Here is a 20263-nt window from a genome sequence, read left to right as displayed (position 1 = left end):
ACGGCGACGGGGCTGCCCGGCACGAGCCGCATGAACATCCCTGAGGCTATAAGCAATCCAAGGGAGCCGTCCCTACCGGATTGGCGGGTTTGTCCTGGCAATCTGGATACATGGCGCCCACCTGACGTGAAGGCGTCAGAGGATTTTCCGGCAACGACCCATGGCGGTCCCGTCACTTGATACGTCGCGCTACCGCTTCGCTGCTTGAGCGCGGGTGGGCGCTTACGGCCTCATCGAGAGAAGCAGGTGGGTATTTGACCAAGGACGAACTTCGCAAGCAATTGCGCGCTGCGCGCCGCGATCAGGTGGCCGCGTTGCCCGACAGTATGCGCGCGCTTGTCTTCCATCGCCCGCCCGCGCCGCTTCTGGACATTGTCCCGCAAGGAGCGACGATCGGTCTATACCGCGCCAATCCGTTCGAGGCCCCGGCTGCATCCTATGCCAAGTTCTTCCTCGACATGGGCCATGAAATCGCTCTGCCGCGCTTCGAAAGCCGCAACGCGCCGATGGAGTTTGCACGCCACTCCGATCCGTTCGACGAAGAAGACCTGGAGGTTGGACCGTTTGGCCTGCTCCAGCCTTACGCCGACGCGCCTGCTTTGCGGCCCGACTTGCTGTTCGTGCCGCTCATAGGCTTCACCGATAGTGGTGAGAGGCTTGGTCAGGGCGGCGGCCACTACGACCGCTGGCTGTCCGCGCATCCGGACACCCGCACCATCGGGCTCGCCTGGGATTGCCAGCGCGTCGACAGCCTGCCCACCGAGGATCATGACGCGCGCCTCGACGCCATCGTCACGACAACACGCTTTTACGGACCTTTCGCATGAGAGACGAACCCACCTGGCGCATTCCCGTCGGACTGCTCGGACTCCTGCTTGCCCTGCTCGTCTACGGGATCCTGATCGCACGCTACCTTCCCGGCTTGATCGGCGATTGGAACGCGCTGGTGCAGACCGTCATCTACCTCTTCCTGGGCCTCATCTGGCTGGCCCCCTTGCGTCGTTTCCTGACCTGGATGGAAACAGGCCACTGGTCCGCCCCGCCCAAGAAAGATTGACCTCACGTCCAAGTGCCCTACCCTCCCCGTAACGGGAGGAGAGCCCCTTGACGCAAGACACAACGGCGACGGCAGCGTCCGTCGACGCGAGCGAGAAAATGCCTGTCTGGCTAAAGCTGGCACACGGTTCGGGGGCAGCCGCCTTCGGCATCAAGAACAACGGCTTCGACTATTTCCTGCTGATTTTCTACGGCACCGTCATCGGGCTCGAGCCGTCGCTCGTCGGCCTCGCCATCCTGATCGCGCTGGTGTTCGACGCGGTATCCGACCCGCTGGTCGGCTACTGGTCCGACAATCTGCAGTCGCGCTGGGGACGCCGACATCCCTTCATGTATGCGGCGGCCATACCGGTCGCATTGAGCTACTTCCTGCTGTGGAACCCTCCAGAGATGGGTCAGACCGCGCTTTTCCTCTATCTGACCAGCCTGGCAATCCTGATCCGCACCTTCATCACCTTCTACGAAACTCCGAGTTCGGCACTGATCCCGGAACTGACGACCGATTATGAAGAACGCACCAGCCTCCAGTCCTATCGACTGTTCTTCGGCTGGACCTTCGGCGCACTGATGAGCGTGATCATGTTCGGTGCGCTGCTGACAGGCCCACAAGGCCTCCTCGATCGGGATGCCTACGCCACCTACGGCATGATCGGCAGTGCGATGATCTTCATCTTCATCATGATTTCTTCGGTCGGCACGCATAGCCGCATCCCGCACCTGCATCGCCCCGTGACCCGGTCCGAGAGATACAGCGTCGGCCGGATCTTTCGCGAAATGATCGAGACATTGAGCGAGAAGAGCTTCATTGCGCTGTTCTTCGCGACCGTGCTTTTCGCCATCGCGACCGGACTTGCGGCCTCGCTGAATTACCTGCTGCTCACATATTTCTGGGAATTCTCGTCCTACCAGATCTTCCTGTGGACCTGCACCGTGGTCCTTTCGGCCCTTTTCGGCTTCCTGCTGGCGCCCTGGGCCACGCGCAAGATTGGCAAGAAGCCAGCGGTTATCGTGCTAGGCCTGCTGGCTTTCACGATCCAGCCCGCACCTGTCCTGTTGCGTCTCGCCGGCATGATGCCCGAAAACGGCGACCCGCTACTGTTTCCGATCGTCCTTGGCGTCAATGTCATCGATCTGGCGCTGATCATTGCCGTCCAGGCGGTATCCTTCTCGATGATCGCCGACCTGGTCGAGGCGAACCAGGTGAAGACGGGACGCCGCTCGGAGGGCGTCTACTACGCCGCGATGACGTTCACCCGGAAAACCACCCAAGGCCTTGGCGTGCTGGCCGCAGGCCTGATCCTGTCCGGCATCGGCTTCCCCGAAGGAGCTGACCCCGGCACCGTCGACACGGATACCGTGTGGCAATTGGGCGCGTTCTACGCTCCTTCCCTGCTCGTGCTCTATCTGGGCGCGCTGTTCTTCGTCACGCGCTACAAGATCGACAAGCGCGGACACGAGGAGAACCTGCGCCGTCTTCGCGAGAGTGCTGCCGCGCAATAAAGCCCAAACGAAAAAGCGGGGCCGAAGCCCCGCTTTCGCATTCATCATTCGAAGAATGTCCCAAGTGGCGCGAGTGACGGGACTCGAACCCGCGACCCTCGGCGTGACAGGCCGATACTCTAACCAACTGAGCTACACCCGCGCATCTAGGCGCTGTGCCTCTTGGGAGCCGCGCATCTAGGCGGCGGTCCGATTCCTGTCAATGCAGTTTTCGTGCCTTTTTTCGCTTCTTTTTACCGCGCCGCAATTTACCTGAAAGTAACCACTTGCGCGCGACAGTGACCCACGCATTTCCACGTGGGGTAACGGGGGAAGTCGCATGTTACAGGGCGCATTACTCGCCGCATCGCTGGCGCTGCTTGGAGGCGGCGCGCTGGTCGCGAAATCGGCGATCGATATCCAGTACGACTGCTATCAGGCGCCCGCGCCCTGATCAGTCGACCAGGATCAATGCAGGTGTTTCGAGCATTTTCTTAAGCTCCTGGACGAAACTCGCCGCATCATAGCCATCGACGACCCGGTGATCGCAGCTGATGGAAATATTCATCAGCTTGCGCTTCTCGATACGCTCGCCGGCAGCACCGTCGCTGACATACATCGGGCGTTCGATAATCCGGTTGGGCCCGATGATCGCGACCTGCGGCCGGTTGATGACCGGTGTGGTCGCCACGCCGCCAAGCGGGCCAAGAGAGGTCACGGTCAGCGTGCCGTCTTCCATCTCTTCCTTCTTGGCCGTGCCATTGCGGGCCGCCTCTGCAAGGCGCGAAATCTCGTTGGCGAGCTGCCACAGGTTCATGCCTTGGGCATTCTTGATGACCGGCACCATGAGGCCCGCATCGGTCTGTGCCGCCATGCCCATGTTGACCGCACCGAACCGCGTTACCACACCCGCTTCGTCGTCATACCGCGCATTGATCATCGGGAATTGCGGCAAGGTCTTGCAGATCGCCGTGATCAGGAGCGGGAGGATCGTCAGTTTCGGCTTGTCGCCGCGATTGGTGTTCAGCTGCGCGCGCAGCACTTCCAGATCGGTGACGTCCACTTCCTCGACATAGGAGAAGTGGGGGATGTTGCGCTTGGACGCCGCCATGTTCTCGGCGATGCGGCGACGCATGCCGATGACCTTCTTCTCCTCGTCCTGGCGAGTGGGTGCAGCCGCCGAATAGCCGGAGTTGTAGGAGAGGAACTGGTCGAGGTCGCCGTGGCGCACGCGGCCATCTTCGGCAGGCTTCACCTGCGAAAGGTCGACGCCAAGGTCCTTGGCGCGCTTGCGCACGGCAGGCGTGGCGAGAACCTTTGCCGAGGGTGCCGGAGCAGGTTCGGGCGCAGGCGTCGGGGTCGGAGCCGGCGGCGGGCTGGGATCGGCCGCCATCGCATCGTCGGCATCGCTCGCATCGGAGGTTTCCACTTCGATGCGCTCTTCGACCTTGTCTGCCTTGGGAGCGGGGGCCGGTTCGACGTCTTCCGCGACATCTTCAGGTACGTCGCCTTCGACCTCGATCACGACCAGCATCGAGCCGATCGAGACCATGTCGCCCTCTTCACCCGCGATCTCGATGATCTTTCCGTCGACCGGGCTTTCCATCGGGACGGTCGCCTTGTCGGTCATCATGTCGACGAATTCCTCGTCTTCACGGACCGTGTCGCCGACCTTCTTGTGCCACTGGACGATTTCCGCCTCGGCAATGCCTTCGCCGATGTCGGGCATGTTGAATATGAACTTTGCCATTGCGGTTACTCCGCCAAAATCTTGTCGAGGGCCTCGCCGATGCGGATCGGGCCTGGGAAATAGGCCCATTCGAGGCTGTGGGGATAAGGTGTGTCGAAGCCGGTCACGCGTTCGACCGGCGCTTCGAGATGATAGAAACAGCGTTCGGTGACGAGAGCCGAGAGTTCGGCGCCGAAACCGGCGGTGCGGGTAGCCTCGTGCACGATCAGGCAGCGGCCGGTCTTCTTCACGCTTTCCTCGATCGCTTCGATGTCGAGGGGGACGATCGTGCGAAGGTCGAGGATATCTGCTTCGATACCTTTCTCTGCGCAAACGGCTTCTACCACGTGGACCATGGTACCGTAGGCCAAGATCGTCAGTTCCTCGCCCTCGTTCGCCAGCCGCGCCTTGCCGAGCGGGATGGTGTAGTGCCCCTCGGGCACGATGCTCGCATCGAACTTTTTCCACGGTTGTACGGGCTTGTCGTAATAGCCTGTAAACGGGCCGTTATAGATGCGCTTCGGCTCGAAGAAGATGACGGGGTCATTGTCCTCGATGCAGGAGATCAGCAGGCCCTTGGCGTCGTAAGGCGTGGCCGGGATGACGGTTTTGAGGCCGGAGACGTGCGCGAAGATCGCTTCCGGGCTCTGGCTGTGGGTCTGGCCGCCGAAAATACCTCCGCCGAACGGGCTGCGGACCGTCATCGGCGAAGTATATTCGCCTGCCGAACGATAGCGCAGGCGCGCCGCTTCGGAGATCAGCTGGTCCAGACCGGGGTAGATATAATCGGCAAACTGGATTTCGGGTACGGGGCGCAGGCCGTAAGCGCCCATACCGACTGCCGCCGCGATGATGCCGCATTCGGAAATCGGCGTGTCGAAGACGCGGCTCTTGCCGTATTTTTCCTGAAGGCCTGCCGTGCAGCGGAAAACCCCGCCAAAATAGCCGACATCCTCGCCCATGACGACGATATTGTCGTCGCGCGACATGGTCACGTCGAGCGCTTCGTTGATTGCCTCGATCATGTTGAGGCGGCGTTCAGCGGGCGCTTCGCTTGTCGGCGCGGTTTTGGTTGCGGTGTCGCTCATGCGCCCTTCCCTTCGTTAGGAAGCCCTTCGGGAAACTTCGTCTCGCGTTCGCGGATGGCCTGTTCGCTCTGCTCCTTCAGGTGCCAGGGCAGTTCTTCGAAAACGTCTTCGAACATGGTGCGGAACGGGTGGTGAAGGCCATGACCGAGGATGCCGTTGGCTTCCGCTTCCTTGGTGACCTTCTTGACGTATTCCGCCGCTTCGAGGTCCATCTTCTCCTGACGCTCCTCGTCCCATTCACCGATGGCGATGAGGTGGTTCTTGAGGCGCATGACGGGATCGCCCAGCGGCCATTCCTCGCGTTCCTGCGCGCTGCGATAGCCGCTCGGATCGTCGGAGGTAGAATGGCCTTCCGCGCGATAGGAGAAGAACTCGATCAGCGTTGGCCCGGCATTGGCGCGGGCGCGGTTGGCGGCCCATTGCTCTGCTGCGTAGCAACCCAGCGGGTCGTTACCGTCCACGCGCAGCGATGCGATACCGTATCCCACGCCGCGCGCGGCGAAGGTCGAACGCTCCGCCCCGGCAAAGCCGCTGAAGCTGGAAATCGCCCACTGGTTGTTCACGACGTTCAGGATGACCGGCGCGTTATAGACGGTCGCGAACAGGCAGGCGGAGTGGAAATCGCCTTCCGCGGTGCTGCCCTCACCCACCCAGGTCGCGGCGATGCGGCTGTCGCCCTTGATTGCGGAAGCCATCGCCCAGCCGACCGCCTGCGGGGTCTGTGTGGCGAGATTTCCCGAGATCGAGAAGAAATTGTGCTCGCGGCTGGAGTACATGATCGGCAGTTGGCGGCCCTTCAGCTTGTCGCCCCGGTTCGAATAGATCTGGTTGATCATCTCGATCATCGGGTAGCCACGCTGGATCAGGATGCCCTGCTGGCGGTAGCTGGGGAAGACCATGTCGTCGGCGGCAAGTGCCATTGAAGCGGACACGCTGGTCGCCTCTTCGCCGGTGCACTTCATGTAGAAGCTGGTCTTGCCCTGGCGCTGGCCGCGGAACATCCGCTCGTCGAATGCACGCGTCATGGCCATGTGGCCGAGCATGGTGCGCAGCGTTTCTGGATCGAGCTTGGGATCCCAGGGTCCGTGCGCCTTGTTGTCTTCGCCCAGCACGCGGATCAGGTCATGCGCGAGATCGAGCATGTCCTTTGGATCGGCGGTCTCGTCGGGCCGTGCCTGCGCGCCCGCCTCTGGAACCTGGATGTGCGAAAAATCGACCGCATCGCCGGGGCGGTACTTGGGTTCGGGGACATGGAGCGAAAGCGCAGGGCGGTTGTCGCCCGCGCTCGCGGCATTCCGATCTCCCTCGGCGGGGGGCCGTGCGGCCATAAACTCTCTCCAGACGCAATCTTACGCTTGCGCGTTATTTTATTTCACAGGAGTGAAACGGTCAAGTGAGAGCCGGATCACACTGCGACGGGCGCCTTGATGGGCCCGTGCGGCGTGTAGTCGTGAACCGCGAAATCCTCAATGCGATAGTCGAAGATCGAGGCCGGACGCCGCAGAATCTCAAAGGTCGGATGGCCCTGCGGTTCCCGCGACAGCTGCTCTTCCACCAGGTGCTCGTGATTGAGGTAAAGGTGCGTATCTCCGCCCGTCCATACGAGTTCGCCCGGTTCGAGGTCGACCTGCTGCGCGATCATCCGTTGCAGCAAGGCCGCCGACCACAGGTTGAACGGCAGGCCCAGCGCGACATCGCAACTGCGCTGGTAGAGAAGGCAATTCAGCCGGTCGCCTGCGACATGGAACTGGTAGGTCTTGTGACACGGCGGCAGCGCCATCGAATCGAGTTCGGCGACATTCCAACCCTCGATGATGTGGCGCCGGCTACCCGGATTGGTACTGAGCGATTCGACGACCTCGGCGACCTGGTTGACGCTGCCGGTGCGGGCATAGCTGCCATCGCCCGTGGGCGTGTAGACGGGCCAGTCGACCCACTGCTTGCCATAGACCGGGCCGAGATCGCCCCATTCCGCGGCAAAGTCTGCATCCTCTGCAATGCGCTGCGCAAAGTCCTCGACCGAGATGTCCTGGCCGGTCGCCTTCACATATTTGGCGTGCGGCCACTCGTTCCAGATTTTCACGCCCTGCTGCACCAGCGGGCGGATGTTCGTGTCTCCGGTGAGGAACCACAGCATCTCGCGCGTGGCGGTTTTCCAGTAGACGCGTTTGGTCGTGATCAGCGGCATCGCGCCTTCGGCGAGGTCGAAGCGCAACATCGCGCCGAAGACGGACCTCGTGCCGACTCCGGTCCTATCGCGGCGTTCGTCGCCTTCGCGCCAGATGCGGCGCATGAGATCGAGATATTGCTGTTCGTAATGCTGGTGTGACACGGCGGAAGCCCTATCCCGATTTTCGGCAAAATGCCTGCTTGCGTGTGCCGCAATCCACACCTATAGGGCGCGCCTTGCTTCGCACCCGCAGCGATTGTTCACTGCGGGCCGATCCGGTCGGGGAGTAGCTCAGCCTGGTAGAGCACTGTCTTCGGGAGGCAGGGGCCGGAGGTTCGAATCCTCTCTCCCCGACCATTTCGATCACGAACGAAATACGCGCCGCGGCGACTGGCAATCCTTCGGGAACACCCAGCCACCAGCGGCGCGTTTTCGTTTGCGGGTTGATACCCGCTGACGTCAGAACGAGTATTTCGTCGAGACCTGGATCTTTTGCAGATTGCCCGACTGGCCGTTTTCCAGTGTCCGTTCTGCGTACATGTACTCAATCCCGATATCGACCGGTTTGACTGGCGAATAGATGATGTTCGCCAGCACGTTCCAGCTTTCGTCGGTCACCGCGCCGGAGGTCAGCAATACCGGATTGTCGGCCTTGAAATAGGACGCCGCGATGTTGGAGCGGACCTTGTCGGACCACATATGGCGATAGGCGCCGAAACCCGAATAGGTGAAGATCGGGTCGAGATCGCCGTCGAGGTCCAGCGCAGCATCATTGACGATATTGAGGCCGATATAGCGTCCCAACCCGTCACCCACCGTTCCCATGAACCGGAAATCGTCGCGTTCGCCCAGCTTGAGCTTGCCGGACAGGCTGACCCCGTATCCGATCGCGCTGTCGCCATCGGTGCCGAAATCATCCTCCGAGATCTTCAGATTGCGCAGGATGCCGGAGGCTGACAGCGAGCCCCAGTCGCCGCTGAAATTGTAGCGGGCAACGATATCTGGGAGCGAATCGTCGCCCGCTATGACCCTGGCGCCCGTGCTCGATGTCACGGTCGTTTCGGGCTGTTCCACAGCCAGCATCAAACCGCCGTCGGTGTAGCGGATCATCGGCTGGCGGGCGAAGATCGTACCCGGCGTCGTGCCGATGAAATCGAGGCTTTCCGGCAAGGCGCCGACATTCTGGAAGGTCGTCCAGGCCTGGCCGAACAGCCAGTTGTCGTAGGTGATGAAGGCCTGCCGCAACCGGGGGGTATAGCTATTGGAAATCCGCTCGTCGCCGTCGGGCGTGACCATGAAATCGAGCTCGATTTGCGAGTTGAGCGTATGCTCGGCCCCGACATCGGTCGCGGTCTTGAAGATGAACCGCGATTGGCGCGCATTGAAATCCGTGTCCCAGCCCGACCCGTCTCCGCCGACAGGGATGGCCCCGGGGATCAGAAAGTCACGCACGATGCTGCCGGATGCGACCTGTCCGCCGCTGGTGCGCTGGCTGATCGCGTCGAGCTTTACATAGCCGGCGTAGGACACCGTGGTGTTGCCGACGCGGAAGCCCTTGTCTTCCTGCTTCTTGGGCTCGTCGATCTGCGCGGCAAGTTCTTCCTGCCGCAGTTGCAGGGCGCGAGTCTCGGCCAGCGCCTGCTGTGTGGCCGCGACGGTTTCCGCGCGGGCCGCATCCATTTCGCCATCCTTGGCGTCGAGGCGTTCCACCAATTGCATGACCAGCGCTTCGAGCCTCTCGAGCCGCTGTTCGACGTCGGCATCCTGCGCCGAAGCTGGCACGGCGATCAGGCAGGTCGAAGCGAGCAAGCCGGTTCGCAGCGCCAATTTCAAGGACTTCCCAGTCATTCCAACCTCCCTCTATTTCTTGTCGGGCGATTATGATGGGCAAGGCTGGACTGGATAAATGGGCGATTGGTCGTAAGACCTTCGTCTGAAAGCGCGACTGGCCGCTTACCTGCTATGCCGTCGCTGAAGGGAGACACTTTCATGCTCGACACCGTCAAACGTCCGCAGAGTTCGGCAGCCACGCACTGCACCAGCAGCGACTACGAAACGATGTACCGCCGTTCGGTGGAAGAGAGCGATGCGTTCTGGCTCGAGCAGGCGGAGCGGCTGGACTGGGTGAAGGCTCCGACCAAGGGCGGTGAGTGGTCTTTCGACCCGGTCGATATTGCGTGGTTCGCCGACGGCAAGCTCAACCTGTGCCACAATGCGGTGGACCGCCATGCCGCATCGCGCCCCGATGCGACGGCGCTGATTTTCGAGCCGGACGATCCGCAGAGCCCGGGGCGCACCCTCACCTATCGCGAATTGCAATCCGAAGTGGTCGCTATGGCGAACGCGCTGAAGGCGATCGGCGTGAAGAAGGGCGATCGCGTGACGATCTACATGCCGATGATCATCGAAGGCGTGCTGGCCATGCTTGCCTGCGCCAGGCTCGGAGCAATCCATTCGGTCGTCTTCGGCGGCTTTTCGCCCGAGGCGCTGGCCGGCCGTATCGAGGGCTGCGGCAGCCGGTTCGTGGTCACTGCCGACGAGGGCCTGCGCGGGAGCAAGCGCGTGCCGCTCAAGACCAATGTCGATGCCGCCCTGGCAGAGCCGGATCACGACACCCCGCTCGACGGAATGCTGGTCGTCAAGCACACCGGCGCAGACGTCCCGATGACCGATGGCCGCGACCACTGGTACCATGACGTGCGCTCCGACGCGGATTGCCCCTGCGAGCCGATGGATGCCGAAGATCCGCTGTTCATCCTCTACACCTCCGGTTCCACCGGAAAGCCCAAGGGTGTGGTGCATACGACCGGGGGCTATGGCGTGTGGACGGCGACGACATTCAACTACATTTTCGACTACCAGCCGGGCGAAGTCTTCTGGTGTTCAGCAGATATCGGCTGGGTCACCGGGCACAGCTATATAGCCTACGGCCCGCTGCTGAACGGGGCCACGCAGGTTATCTTCGAGGGCGTGCCGAACTACCCCGATCACGGCCGCTTCTGGCAGGTCGTCGAAAAGCACAAGGTCAACATCCTCTACACGGCCCCGACCGCGATCCGCGCATTGATGCGCGAAGGCGACGACTTCGTGACCAGGCACGACCGCTCGTCGCTCCGCCTCCTCGGGACGGTCGGCGAACCGATCAACCCGGAGGCATGGCGCTGGTATTTCGAAGTGGTCGGGGAAGAGCGCTGCCCCATCATCGATACCTGGTGGCAGACCGAAACGGGTGGCTGCATGCTGACGACCCTTCCCGGCGCCCACGACATGAAACCGGGCAGCGCCGGACTGCCATTCTTCGGAGTGCAACTGCAGCTGGTCGACAACGACGGCGCGGTGCTGGAAGGCGCGAACGAGGGCAATCTTTGCATCACACACAGCTGGCCGGGCCAGGCGCGGACCGTTTACGGCGATCACGAACGCTTCGAGCAGACGTATTTCCAAACCTACAAGGGCAAGTATTTCACTGGCGATGGCTGCAAGCGTGACGAGGACGGCTATTACCGCATCACCGGCCGGGTGGACGATGTGATCAACGTGTCCGGCCACCGCATGGGGACCGCCGAGGTGGAAAGCGCGCTGGTCTCTCACCCGCTGGTCGCCGAAAGCGCGGTCGTCGGATACCCGCACGACATCAAGGGCCAGGGCATCTACTGCTATGTCACGCTCAACGCGGGCGAGGATGGGTCCGATGCGCTTTACACCGAACTGCGCAATCATGTCCGGACGGAAATCGGCCCGATCGCTTCACCCGACCACATCCAGTTCACCGACGGCCTTCCCAAGACGCGGTCTGGCAAGATCATGCGCCGTATCCTGCGCAAGATCGCGGAGAACGACTACGGTTCGCTGGGCGATACCTCGACCCTCGCCGATCCGAGCCTCGTCGAGCGGCTGATCGAAGGGCGGCAGAACCGCTGACCGCCCATGACGCAGCGCATTATCATCGCCGACGACCACCCGCTCTTCCGCACGGCGTTGAGCCATGCGGTGGGCAAGGTCTGGCCGGATGCCGAGATCGTGGAAGCCTCCTCCGCCGCACAAGCGCGCGCCGAGGTCGAAACGGGGGCGGAGGCCCTGCTGCTCGACCTCCACATGGAAGACTCGCGGGGGCTGTCTGCCCTCATGGACTTCCGGCAGGACTTTCCCGCCCTGCCCGTGGCGATCGTTTCGGCGAGCGAGGATCCGCGCGTCTATGCGGCTGCGAGCCAGCTCGGCGCTGCGGCTTTCATTCCCAAATCTGCCCCGCTGGAGCAAATGCGCGATGCTCTCGCCTGCGTCCGGGACGGAGATGAGTGGTTCCCCGTGACCGACGCCGACCCGGATGAAGACCTGGCCAAGATCGCGACCCTAACACCTGCCCAGCGCCGTATCCTGGCACAGCTCAACGAGGGCCTGCTCAACAAGCAAATCGCTTACGAACTCAATATCAGCGAAGCGACCGTCAAAGCTCACATCACGGCGATTTTCCGCAAGCTTGGCGTGGTGAACCGGACGCAGGCTGTATTGCTGGCCGCGAAGCTGGTCGTAGATCAGGACGCGGCGGAGTCGGCTTCGGGCTGACTGGCGGCCCCGCTGCGGGCAACGCAATCGGCAATCAGTGCTCGCAATGCGGCCGGGGAAGACGGCTTGAGCAGGCGATTGGCCCCCATGCGCCGTGCGGCTTGCTCCGTTTCCTCTCCCGCTTCGGCAGTCAGCAATATGGCCGGAGGGCGTGCACCCCAGTGCGCGCACAGCTGTTCATAGACGCCATCGCCGCGCGCATCGCCATCGAGCCGGAAATCCATGAGCGCGACGTCAGGCGCCGTGGGTGCGACGCGAAGCGCTTCTTCCTCGCCGAGGGCGCAGACCACCTCCAGTCCCCATCTCCTAAGCAAGGCAGTGGTCGCGCTGAGGGCGGCGGGATCATTATCGACGACGAGCACGCGCGCATTGGCCAGCGTCGAGGCCTTGCGCCTGGGAGCCGCCGCAGTCCGCGCACCCCAGCGCAGGACCGGCAGGCGCACTGCGAAAGTCGTCCCCTGCCCGACCATGGAGCGTGTCTCGACCTCTACATCCAGCAAAGCCGCAATGCGCCTCACGATCGCAAGGCCAAGCCCCAGCCCTTCCCTGTCGCTGGTTTCCCCGCGCTGGAATTCGTCGAACAGACGCTCGACGTCCTTCTCCGGAATACCGGGACCGGTGTCGCAAACGCATAGATCGATCCCGTCACCGACCCTTCTCGCACCCAGGAGCACGCCGCCGCTTTGCGTATAGCGGATCGCATTGCTCATCAGGTTGCGCACGATGCTCGCCATCAAGGCGCGATCGGTCTGGATCCATGCGCTGCTCCGCACTCGTGCGAACCGCAAGCCCTTGCTGTGCGCCTGCACGGCAAACTCGCGCATGATTTCGTCGAATATGTCGTCGAGCGCGACCGGTTCCATACGCGGTTCGATGCCGCCACCGTCCAGCTTGGAAATATCCAGTAGGGCGCGGATGAGGCGGTCGGCCGAGGTGATCGAGCCGTCGAGATCCTTGACCAGCCGCACCAGCTGGTCCCTGCCCCGTACCTCCTCACCCAAGGCCGAGGCGAACAGGCGAGCCGCGTTGAGTGGCTGGATCAGGTCATGGCTTGCCGCTGCCAGGAAGCGCGTCTTTGAACGCGTAGCCGCTTCGAGCGCGGCGTTAGCCTCGCTCAATTGCTGCGTGCGTTCGGCCACCTTGGATTCGAGCGCCTGCTCTGCCCTGCGGTCGGCAGTCACGTCGCTATAGCTGGTCACATAGCCGCCGCCGGGCGCGGGATTGCCGACGATACGCATGATGCGCCCGTCATGCTGTTCGCGCTCCATCCGGTGCTGGCGGCCCGCGCGCATATGCTCCAGCCGTCTTGCGACCTGCAGTTCAACTTCGCTTTCGGGCGTGCCGCTCTGGCGCAGGTTGAAGCGGATCAGGTCGGCAATCGGAGTTCCCACGCTGGCCAGCTCATCCGGCAGAGCGAACATCTCCTGGTAGCGGCTGTTCCAGGCGACAAGGTTCATGTCCTTGTCCACCAATGCGACCCCCTGGTCGATGTTCTCGATGGCAAGCTGCAGAAGGTCGCCGCTGAAAGTCAGCCTGCGGTTCGTTTCGTCGAACATGGCCACGACTTGTTCGAGCGGCACCGGATCGCCCTGCGACCAGCTCGACAGAAGCATGCGTGCAGAAGACGTGCCAACGACGCCGGCAATCGTGCGTTCGACCATCGCCAGCATATCCTGATCCGCAGGGTCGCTGTCGCGAAGGCCCGCCCCCATCGCCTCGATTGCGGCACTAGCGCGCTTCTGGCCAACGAACTGGGCGAGCAGCAGGCGGATGTCGGCCACGCGCTTGGCCGTGACGAAGCCCGGCCGCGTACCCGGCGCGGTCGTGCCCACGAATGCAGCCGCTTGTGCCGCATCGACCAGCGTCTCGCGGCTCACGGCCGAGCCCATCCAATATGCCGCGATATTGGCGCCAAGACTCAGCAGCACTCCGGACACAAGCGGATCGGGGTGAATGGAAAAGATTGCCGACTCGCCCGTGGCGGCGGGCAGTATCAGGAGGATCAGCCAGCAAGCGAAACCGACGGTCAGGCCGGCTACCATTCCGCCCTTGTTGCCGTGGCGACTGGTGACCCCGAGGATGAGACCGGGCGCGAATTGCGCCATCGCCGCGAATGCCAGTGTGCCCAGCCCCGCCAGGTCGGCCACAGCACCGAAGCCAAGGTAAAAGAGGTAGGCGAAGAACAGGAGTGCCGCGATGATCAGGCGGCGCACCATGAGGAGCCGTGCGGCGAGCCGGGTGCGATCGCCCGTGCCGCGCAATTCCCTGCGGAACAGCAGCGGGGACACGAGATCGTTGGTGATCATCGTGGACAAGGCCACGCTCGCCACGACGATCATTCCGGTCGAGGCAGAAAATCCGCCGATAAAGACCAGCAGGGCCAGTGCCTCGCTTCCCGTCGCGAGCGGCAATGCCATGACGATCATATCGGCCTGTGTGCCCTGGGGGAGCACCGCAAACCCCGCCAGCACGATGGGCACGATAACCAGCGAAGTCACCGCCAGATAGGTAGGAAACAACCATTGCATGGTACGCGTCGCGCGCTCGGTCTGCGCTTCGACGAACGCCATGTGGAACTGGCGCGGCAGGCACAGCGCCGCACACCCCGCGATGATGGTCAAAACGACAAAGCGCGCATCGAGCTGGGCCATCGAAAATGGCGAGGCGGTGCGCCCTGCCGGAAGGTCAGAAAGGACGGCCAACGCCAATGCCGCGATCGCCAAGAGCGCCAGCAGCTTCACCACCGATTCCACCGCAATCGTCAGCACCAGTCCGGCGTTGTCCCCCGCCCGATCGCCGCGACGCGAACCGAACAGTATGGCAAACAGCGCCATGCTGGCAGCGACCAGCAGGACCAGCTCTTCGGTCGAAACGCTTGCCTGCAATTCGGGATCGAGCGCCAGCAGCGAACTGCCGACCGATTGCAGTTGCAAGGCCATGTACGGGAGCGAGCCGACTGTTGCGATGATCGTGACCAGAGCAGCCACGCTCGCGCTCTTGCCGTATCGCGCGGACAGGAAGTCCGCGATCGAGGTCGAATGCTGGGCCTTGGCCTGCGCAAGGATACGGCGCACCAGGCCGAAGCCGAAGGTGAACACCAGGATCGGCCCGAGGTAGATCGGCAGGTAGTGCAGCCCGCTGTTGGCCGCCGACCCGACGCCGCCGAAAAAGGTCCAGCTGGTGCAATAGACCGCAAGGCTGAGGCCGTAGATCCAGCCCCTCCGGCGGCGCGACGGCGCATACCCTTCCTCCGCCCGCCGGTCCTGCCGCGCGGCGAGCCAGAACAGGGTAATCAGATAAAGTGTCGCTGCAGCAATCGCGGCGCCGAACAGCATCGCTCTCCTCCCTCCGTACCGGAAGCTATCGCAAGCATCCGATTATGCAACGAAAAGGGCGGCACCTGTCGGCACCGCCCCTTCCTGCTACGACCCGTCGCGTTCAATGCGCGTGGGCGTCCCCGGCACCGCGCGGTACGCGGATGGAGTCCACCAGCTTGCGGATTTCGACCGGCGGGCTGGCCGTCACCTTCGAGATCGCGATCGCGACGGCGAAGTTCAGTACCATGCCGACCACGCCGATGCCTTCGGGCGAAATACCGAACAGCCAGTTGTCCGCGACATTCGCCGCCGGGTTCATCAACTTGAAGTAGAAGATGTAGCCGAAGGTGAAGACCAGACCCACGACCATGCCGGCAATGGCGCCCTCCTTGTTCATGGACTTGGAGAAAATGCCCATGAAGATGGCGGGGAACAGGCTGGCAGCGGCAAGTCCGAAGGCAAAGGCCACGACCTGTGCCACCCATCCCGGCGGATAGATGCCGAGATAGCCTGCCACCACGATTGCCGCAGTAGCCGCGACACGGGCCGCAAGCAGTTCACCCTTCTCCGAGATATTCGGCTTGAAGGTGGACTTTAGCAAATCGTGGCTGACCGAGCTGGAAATCACCAGCAACAGTCCTGCCGCAGTCGACAAGGCTGCGGCAAGGCCGCCGGCTGCGACCAGCGCAATCACCCATCCCGGCAGATTGCCGATTTCCGGATTGGCCAGCACCATGATGTCGCGGTCGACATAGACCTCGTTCTCGCTGTCGGCGACGGGAGCGTTGGTCACGACACGCTCGCCCGAAGGACCGGTGCCTTCCGCGAATTCCGGCGCACCTTCGAAGGCGTCCCCGCTGCGGTACTGCATTACGCCATCGTTGTTCTTGTCCTGGAAGGCGATCAGGTCGTTGCGCTCCCAGTTCTTGAACCAGCCGGGAGCCTCGGAATAGCTCGTCTCGTTCACCGTATCGATGAAGTTGATACGGGCGAAGGCGCCGACTGCCGGAGCGGTGGTGTAAAGCAGGGCGATGAAGACCAGCGCCCAGCCCGCCGACTTGCGTGCATCGGATGCCTTGGGCACGGTGAAGAAGCGCACAATGACGTGCGGCAGACCTGCCGTACCCACCATCAGCGCCAGCGTGATGCAGAACACGTCGATCATGCTCTTGGAGCCGTCGGTATAGTTCCCGAAGCCCAGGTCGGAGAGCACGAGGTTCAGTTTCTGCAAGACGTATAACCCCGATCCGTCGTCGACCGTCGAACCCAGCCCGATCTGCGGGATCGGATTGCCGGTGATCATGAAGCTGAGGAAGAAGGCGGGGACCATATAGGCGAAGATCAGCACGCAATATTGCGCGACCTGCGTATAGGTGATGCCCTTCATCCCGCCGAGCACGGCGTAGACGAAGACGATGCCCATGCCGATGATCACGCCGAGCGTGATCGGCACGTCGAGGAAGCGCGAGAACACGATCCCCACGCCGCGCATCTGGCCTGCGATGTAAGTGAAACTGATGAAGATCAGGCAGATCACCGCCACCACGCGTGCGGTCTTTGAATAGTACCGCGTCCCGATGAAATCGGGCACGGTGAACTGGCCGAACTTGCGCAGGTAGGGCGCGAGCAAAAGCGCCAGCAACACGTAGCCGCCGGTCCAGCCCATCAGGTAGACCGACGCGTCATAGCCGAGGAACGCGATGAGGCCGGCCATCGAGATGAAGCTTGCCGCGCTCATCCAGTCGGCCGCTGTCGCCATGCCGTTGACGACCGGGTTCACCCCGCCGCCGGCAACGTAGAATTCCTTCGTCGAACCGGCGCGCGACCAGATCGCGATACCGATGTACAGTGCGAAACTGAGACCGACGAAAATGTAGATCAGGGTCTGTGTGTCCATGATCGCCTCCTCAGTCGTCGAGATCGTACTTGCGCTCGAGCTTCTTCATCCTGACGACGTAGAAGACGATGAGCGCGATGAAGATGTAGATCGAACCCTGCTGGGCGAACCAGAAGCCGAGCGGGTATCCCCCAAGCATGAACTGGTCGAGCCATTCGCGGAACAGGATGCCCGCCCCGAAGGAACAGGCGAACCAGATCGCCATCAAACTGACCAGCAGGCGGATATTGTCGCGCCAGTAGGCGCCCTCCGCTTCGCTGGTTTCATGGGTTTCGTTCGTTTCGGCCATGGCCTCCCCCTTCCTCCTATGTGTCGAGCACCCGCAGATTCGGGAGCTTCTTCACGAGGCTATGGAAGACCCCTCGCAAGGGCGAGAGCGACATAAGTCTAATAGGGCGTCCTACCAGCTTTCGAGTGATCCGAGCCTGACGTCCGCGGGCAGCCTGGATAGCTGTGCGAGGAAAAGTTCGGCAGTCGCCAGGGCGTCGGACAAGGCATCGTGCTGTGCGTATCCGGGCAGATTGTGCCGCTTGCGCGCGGCCGACAGGCGATAGGCATCGCTACCCACCAGGTTGGGGCTGATCCTGCGTTCCAGGTGCAGCGTGCAGATCGCGCGTACCGGCGCTTCGATACCGAACATCGCCCTGGATATCCGCCGGATGACGTCGCGCTCGATCGACGAGCCGTGGGCCACGAGTATCCTGCCCGCAAGGTCGCCAAGGAAGCTGCGCGCTGCCTCCTGCAACGCCACCCCCTGACGCGCGCGCTCTTCGCCGATGCCGTGCACTGCGACAGCGCTATCGTCCAACTGCCTGAGACTGCGGACATCGACCGAACGCGCTCCTGCAAGAGCTATCCCGCCGCTATCGAAACCGATCCAACCCGCCTGCAGGACATGGGCATTACGCGCCAGGCCATCGAGCTCGAAATCGAGCGCCAGCAGCGGCGCCTCGCGTGCAAGAATGTCCGGCGAAGGCCATGCAGCAGCGGCGTAGCGGGTCAGGACCTCGTCGTCGGCTGCAGCGCAGGCTTTGAGGCCGCGCGCGAAACGCCAGCGTCCCACCCGCTCACGCAATGCCGCCCGCCAGATTGCGCTTGAGCGATTCCAGTCCGGCCCGGACGACGGGGAATGCATCCTTCAGGTAATCGCGCTCCAACGGCGAAAGCGTCGCGGGAGCGATCCGGTTGTCGGGCGCGATGCCGGCGCGCACCTGCGCGGCCTGGTGAGCGATGCGCAGTTCATTCACGAGGAGGAATGCGTCCTTAAGGCTCTCCGCATCACCCCGGGCCATTTTTCCCGCATCTGCCAGCGCATCCAGCCGTTCGAGCGTGCCGACGGCGGCAATGCCCTCGGAGAATGCAAGGCTGCGGGCGATATCGATGATCGGCAGGATGGCCTGCGCCTTGGCATCGAAGATCTTCTCGCCGTCGGCTGATTTCTCCAGCACTAGGTTGCGAAAAATGCCCAGCGGCACGCGGCTGCGCTGGGCGTCGCGCGCAAGGTAGCTGATGAACAGGGGGCTGGCCTTCGCCTGCTCGAGCACAGGACTACGCAGGTTCGCCGCAAGCTCGGCGGAACCGTGGACTGCGCGCATATCGAAGAAGATCGTCGCACGCAGGATGCTGTCTTCGTCGGGATCGGATATCCAGCGCGAATAGCGGTCTCGCCATTCGCCGACGGTAAGACGCTGATCGGCATTCCCGGCCATGATCCCGCCGTTGCAATAGACATATCCGGCATCGTTCAGGATGTCCGAGACGCGCGCTCCCAGAGCCGCGAAATATTCCCGCCCTGCCCCGTCCACAGCGTCGTCCATGACGATGCCGTTATCCTGGTCCGATCCCACCAATTGTTCACCGCGGGCAAGCGAGCCGAACACCAGCAGCGCATAGGGCACCGGAGGCGGCCCCAGTTCCGCTTCTGCCAGCTGTGCCGCACGGCGGTGTACCGCCTCACCAAGGGCCGAGGTGAAACGCATGGTGTGTTCGGCATGGAAGCCGCCCGCCTCCATGCGCGCAAAGCCTTCGGGAATTTGCCTCGAGGCGGCTATCAGGGCGTCGGGCGATGCGGCATTCGACACCAGCATTCCGGTATCGATCGCACTGTCGCCGAGATGCGCGAGGATGTCGGTCGCGCTCAGGATCGCGCGCAGTTCCCCTGTCGGGCCAAGTGCCGGTATGTGGCGAAAACCCCCGGCCGCCATCATGCCCATCGCCTCGGACAGGCTGGCCCCTTCCGGCAGTGTCAGCGGAGACGGCGTCATGACGTCGGAAATCGGCGCATCGAGCGACCTGCGCATGGCGACCACTCGGTTGCGCAAATCCTTGTCCGTGAAAATGCCCTTCAGCCGCCCGTCGCTGTACACCGCCAAGGTGCTGACGTCCCGGTCGCTCATCAGGGAGGCGGCATCGGCTATCGAAAGATTGGGACTGCACGACACCGGCTCGCGGTGCGGGACCAGCGAGCCGATTGTGATCTGTTCGAGCGATTGTGACCGATTGCATTTGAGGTCGCGAACCGCGCTGCGAATGCGTTCCTGCTCGCTATCGGCGAAATAGTCGCGAAAGCCTTGCGAACTTTTCCGCAAGGCATGGAATTCGTCCGCCGGAAGCAAATAACAGAGCGTGTCTTCCAGCGCTGTCGTCGTATTGCGCACCTCGCCGCCGCGCAGCAGCGAGGGGAAAGCGAAGCACCCGCCTTGCTCCAGTCGCGCGGTCAACTCGTCCCCCGCCAGCCGCAATTCCACCGCCCCCGATCGCACGACGAACAGGAAGTCGTTGTGCTCGCCGCTGCGCAGGATTTCATCTCCGCTCCGGTAATAGCGCACCGTGATCTTGCGGACTATGGCGCGAACCTGCTCATCGCCGAGCCTGTCGAAAGGAGCGGTCGATTTGAGAAAGCTTTCGATCTCGCTGAGTTCGCTCGCCATCGGCCGAGCATAGCAGACTACGAGGGAATGCGCA

Annotated in this window: 15 protein-coding genes, 2 tRNA genes and 1 other RNA gene; 7 read left to right on the top strand and 11 right to left on the bottom strand. The window is 62.7% G+C overall.

Annotation, left to right across the window (positions count from 1 at the left end; genetic code table 11):
- The first annotated feature begins 6 nt into the window (after positions 1-6).
- The 4 genes from ssrS (at position 7) to CVE41_RS12735 (ending at position 2556) form a co-directional block, all read left to right on the top strand.
- Positions 7-174, top strand: a non-coding RNA gene (gene ssrS, locus CVE41_RS15050) — 6S RNA.
- Positions 175-254: 80 nt separating this feature from the next.
- Positions 255-827 (top strand): 5-formyltetrahydrofolate cyclo-ligase, encoded by a 573-nt coding sequence (locus tag CVE41_RS12745; protein ID WP_100260992.1) that lies wholly within the window; start codon positions 255-257, stop codon positions 825-827.
- Positions 824-1057, top strand: coding sequence for a DUF2842 domain-containing protein (locus CVE41_RS12740; protein WP_100260991.1), 234 nt, complete (start codon positions 824-826; stop codon positions 1055-1057). The genes CVE41_RS12745 and CVE41_RS12740 overlap by 4 nt, the downstream gene beginning before the upstream one ends.
- A gap of 47 nt (positions 1058-1104) precedes the next feature.
- Positions 1105-2556 (top strand): MFS transporter, encoded by a 1452-nt coding sequence (locus CVE41_RS12735; RefSeq protein WP_232725707.1) that lies wholly within the window; start codon positions 1105-1107, stop codon positions 2554-2556.
- A gap of 65 nt (positions 2557-2621) precedes the next feature.
- Here the strand turns inward: CVE41_RS12735 and CVE41_RS12730 are convergent.
- From CVE41_RS12730 to thyA, 5 genes are all read right to left on the bottom strand, one after another.
- Positions 2622-2698 (bottom strand) — tRNA-Asp (locus tag CVE41_RS12730).
- A gap of 291 nt (positions 2699-2989) precedes the next feature.
- On the bottom strand, positions 2990-4285 hold the full coding sequence (locus CVE41_RS12725; protein WP_100260990.1) for a dihydrolipoamide acetyltransferase family protein: 1296 nt from the start codon (positions 4283-4285) through the stop codon (positions 2990-2992).
- A 5-nt stretch (positions 4286-4290) separates the two neighbouring features.
- Positions 4291-5352 carry an alpha-ketoacid dehydrogenase subunit beta gene (locus CVE41_RS12720; RefSeq protein WP_100260989.1) on the bottom strand — a complete coding sequence of 354 codons (1062 nt, stop codon included), beginning with the start codon at positions 5350-5352 and terminating at the stop codon, positions 4291-4293.
- Positions 5349-6680 (bottom strand): 3-methyl-2-oxobutanoate dehydrogenase (2-methylpropanoyl-transferring) subunit alpha, encoded by a 1332-nt coding sequence (locus CVE41_RS12715; RefSeq protein ID WP_100260988.1) that lies wholly within the window; start codon positions 6678-6680, stop codon positions 5349-5351. Before CVE41_RS12715 ends, CVE41_RS12720 begins: the two co-directional genes overlap by 4 nt.
- Before the next feature lie 77 nt (positions 6681-6757).
- The gene (gene thyA, locus CVE41_RS12710; protein ID WP_100260987.1) at positions 6758-7684 is read right to left on the bottom strand and encodes a thymidylate synthase; all 927 of its coding nucleotides are present in this window, start codon (positions 7682-7684) and stop codon (positions 6758-6760) included.
- Between the two features lie 118 nt (positions 7685-7802).
- Between thyA and CVE41_RS12705 the strand changes: the two genes are divergently transcribed.
- Positions 7803-7879 (top strand) — tRNA-Pro (locus CVE41_RS12705).
- A 102-nt stretch (positions 7880-7981) separates the two neighbouring features.
- On the opposite strand, the gene CVE41_RS12700 is transcribed toward CVE41_RS12705, so the two are convergent.
- A complete protein-coding gene (locus tag CVE41_RS12700) occupies positions 7982-9370 on the bottom strand; it encodes a DcaP family trimeric outer membrane transporter (protein ID WP_232725706.1) in 1389 nt (462 codons plus the stop codon).
- A gap of 141 nt (positions 9371-9511) precedes the next feature.
- Here CVE41_RS12700 and acs point away from each other — a divergent pair, with 141 nt between their 5' ends.
- Positions 9512-11443, top strand: a complete 1932-nt coding sequence (gene acs, locus CVE41_RS12695) for an acetate--CoA ligase (protein WP_100261524.1) — start codon at positions 9512-9514, stop codon at positions 11441-11443.
- A 6-nt stretch (positions 11444-11449) separates the two neighbouring features.
- A complete protein-coding gene (locus CVE41_RS12690; RefSeq protein WP_100260986.1) occupies positions 11450-12085 on the top strand; it encodes a response regulator transcription factor in 636 nt (211 codons plus the stop codon).
- Here the strand turns inward: CVE41_RS12690 and CVE41_RS12685 are convergent.
- The 5 genes from CVE41_RS12685 to CVE41_RS12665 form a co-directional block, all read right to left on the bottom strand.
- Positions 12055-15420, bottom strand: coding sequence for a hybrid sensor histidine kinase/response regulator (locus CVE41_RS12685; RefSeq protein ID WP_100260985.1), 3366 nt, complete (start codon positions 15418-15420; stop codon positions 12055-12057). The two genes, CVE41_RS12690 and CVE41_RS12685, sit on opposite strands and share 31 nt — an antisense overlap.
- A 103-nt stretch (positions 15421-15523) precedes the next feature.
- Positions 15524-17299, bottom strand: a complete 1776-nt coding sequence (locus CVE41_RS12680) for a sodium:solute symporter family protein (RefSeq protein ID WP_100260984.1) — start codon at positions 17297-17299, stop codon at positions 15524-15526.
- A 10-nt stretch (positions 17300-17309) separates the two neighbouring features.
- Complete coding sequence (locus CVE41_RS12675; protein ID WP_090480089.1) at positions 17310-17588, bottom strand: DUF4212 domain-containing protein; 279 nt, start codon at positions 17586-17588, stop codon at positions 17310-17312.
- 111 nt (positions 17589-17699) lie between these two features.
- Positions 17700-18362 (bottom strand): exonuclease domain-containing protein, encoded by a 663-nt coding sequence (locus tag CVE41_RS12670; protein WP_157799508.1) that lies wholly within the window; start codon positions 18360-18362, stop codon positions 17700-17702.
- Between the two features lie 4 nt (positions 18363-18366).
- Positions 18367-20229 (bottom strand): DUF294 nucleotidyltransferase-like domain-containing protein, encoded by a 1863-nt coding sequence (locus tag CVE41_RS12665; RefSeq protein WP_100260982.1) that lies wholly within the window; start codon positions 20227-20229, stop codon positions 18367-18369.
- Positions 20230-20263 lie beyond the last annotated feature (34 nt).

It is taken from the genome of Qipengyuania seohaensis (assembly GCF_002795865.1).
In the GTDB taxonomy this organism is placed as follows: Bacteria; Pseudomonadota; Alphaproteobacteria; order Sphingomonadales; family Sphingomonadaceae; genus Qipengyuania; species Qipengyuania seohaensis.
The sequence above is the reverse complement of the archived record's forward strand: the minus strand, read 5'-3'. Positions and strand labels throughout refer to the sequence as shown.

Bases quoted from the DNA above. Each gene is read 5' to 3' on its own strand.
- CVE41_RS12740 (WP_100260991.1), top strand. From the start codon at position 824: ATGAGAGACGAACCCACCTGGCGCATTCCCGTCGGACTGCTCGGACTC.
- CVE41_RS12725 (WP_100260990.1), bottom strand. From the start codon at position 4,285: ATGGCAAAGTTCATATTCAACATGCCCGACATCGGCGAAGGCATTGCC.
- CVE41_RS12720 (WP_100260989.1), bottom strand. From the start codon at position 5,352: ATGAGCGACACCGCAACCAAAACCGCGCCGACAAGCGAAGCGCCCGCT.
- CVE41_RS12715 (WP_100260988.1), bottom strand. From the start codon at position 6,680: ATGGCCGCACGGCCCCCCGCCGAGGGAGATCGGAATGCCGCGAGCGCG.
- CVE41_RS12700 (WP_232725706.1), bottom strand. From the start codon at position 9,370: ATGACTGGGAAGTCCTTGAAATTGGCGCTGCGAACCGGCTTGCTCGCT.
- acs (WP_100261524.1), top strand. From the start codon at position 9,512: ATGCTCGACACCGTCAAACGTCCGCAGAGTTCGGCAGCCACGCACTGC.
- CVE41_RS12690 (WP_100260986.1), top strand. From the start codon at position 11,450: ATGACGCAGCGCATTATCATCGCCGACGACCACCCGCTCTTCCGCACG.
- CVE41_RS12685 (WP_100260985.1), bottom strand. From the start codon at position 15,420: ATGCTGTTCGGCGCCGCGATTGCTGCAGCGACACTTTATCTGATTACC.
- CVE41_RS12680 (WP_100260984.1), bottom strand. From the start codon at position 17,299: ATGGACACACAGACCCTGATCTACATTTTCGTCGGTCTCAGTTTCGCA.
- CVE41_RS12675 (WP_090480089.1), bottom strand. From the start codon at position 17,588: ATGGCCGAAACGAACGAAACCCATGAAACCAGCGAAGCGGAGGGCGCC.
- CVE41_RS12665 (WP_100260982.1), bottom strand. From the start codon at position 20,229: ATGGCGAGCGAACTCAGCGAGATCGAAAGCTTTCTCAAATCGACCGCT.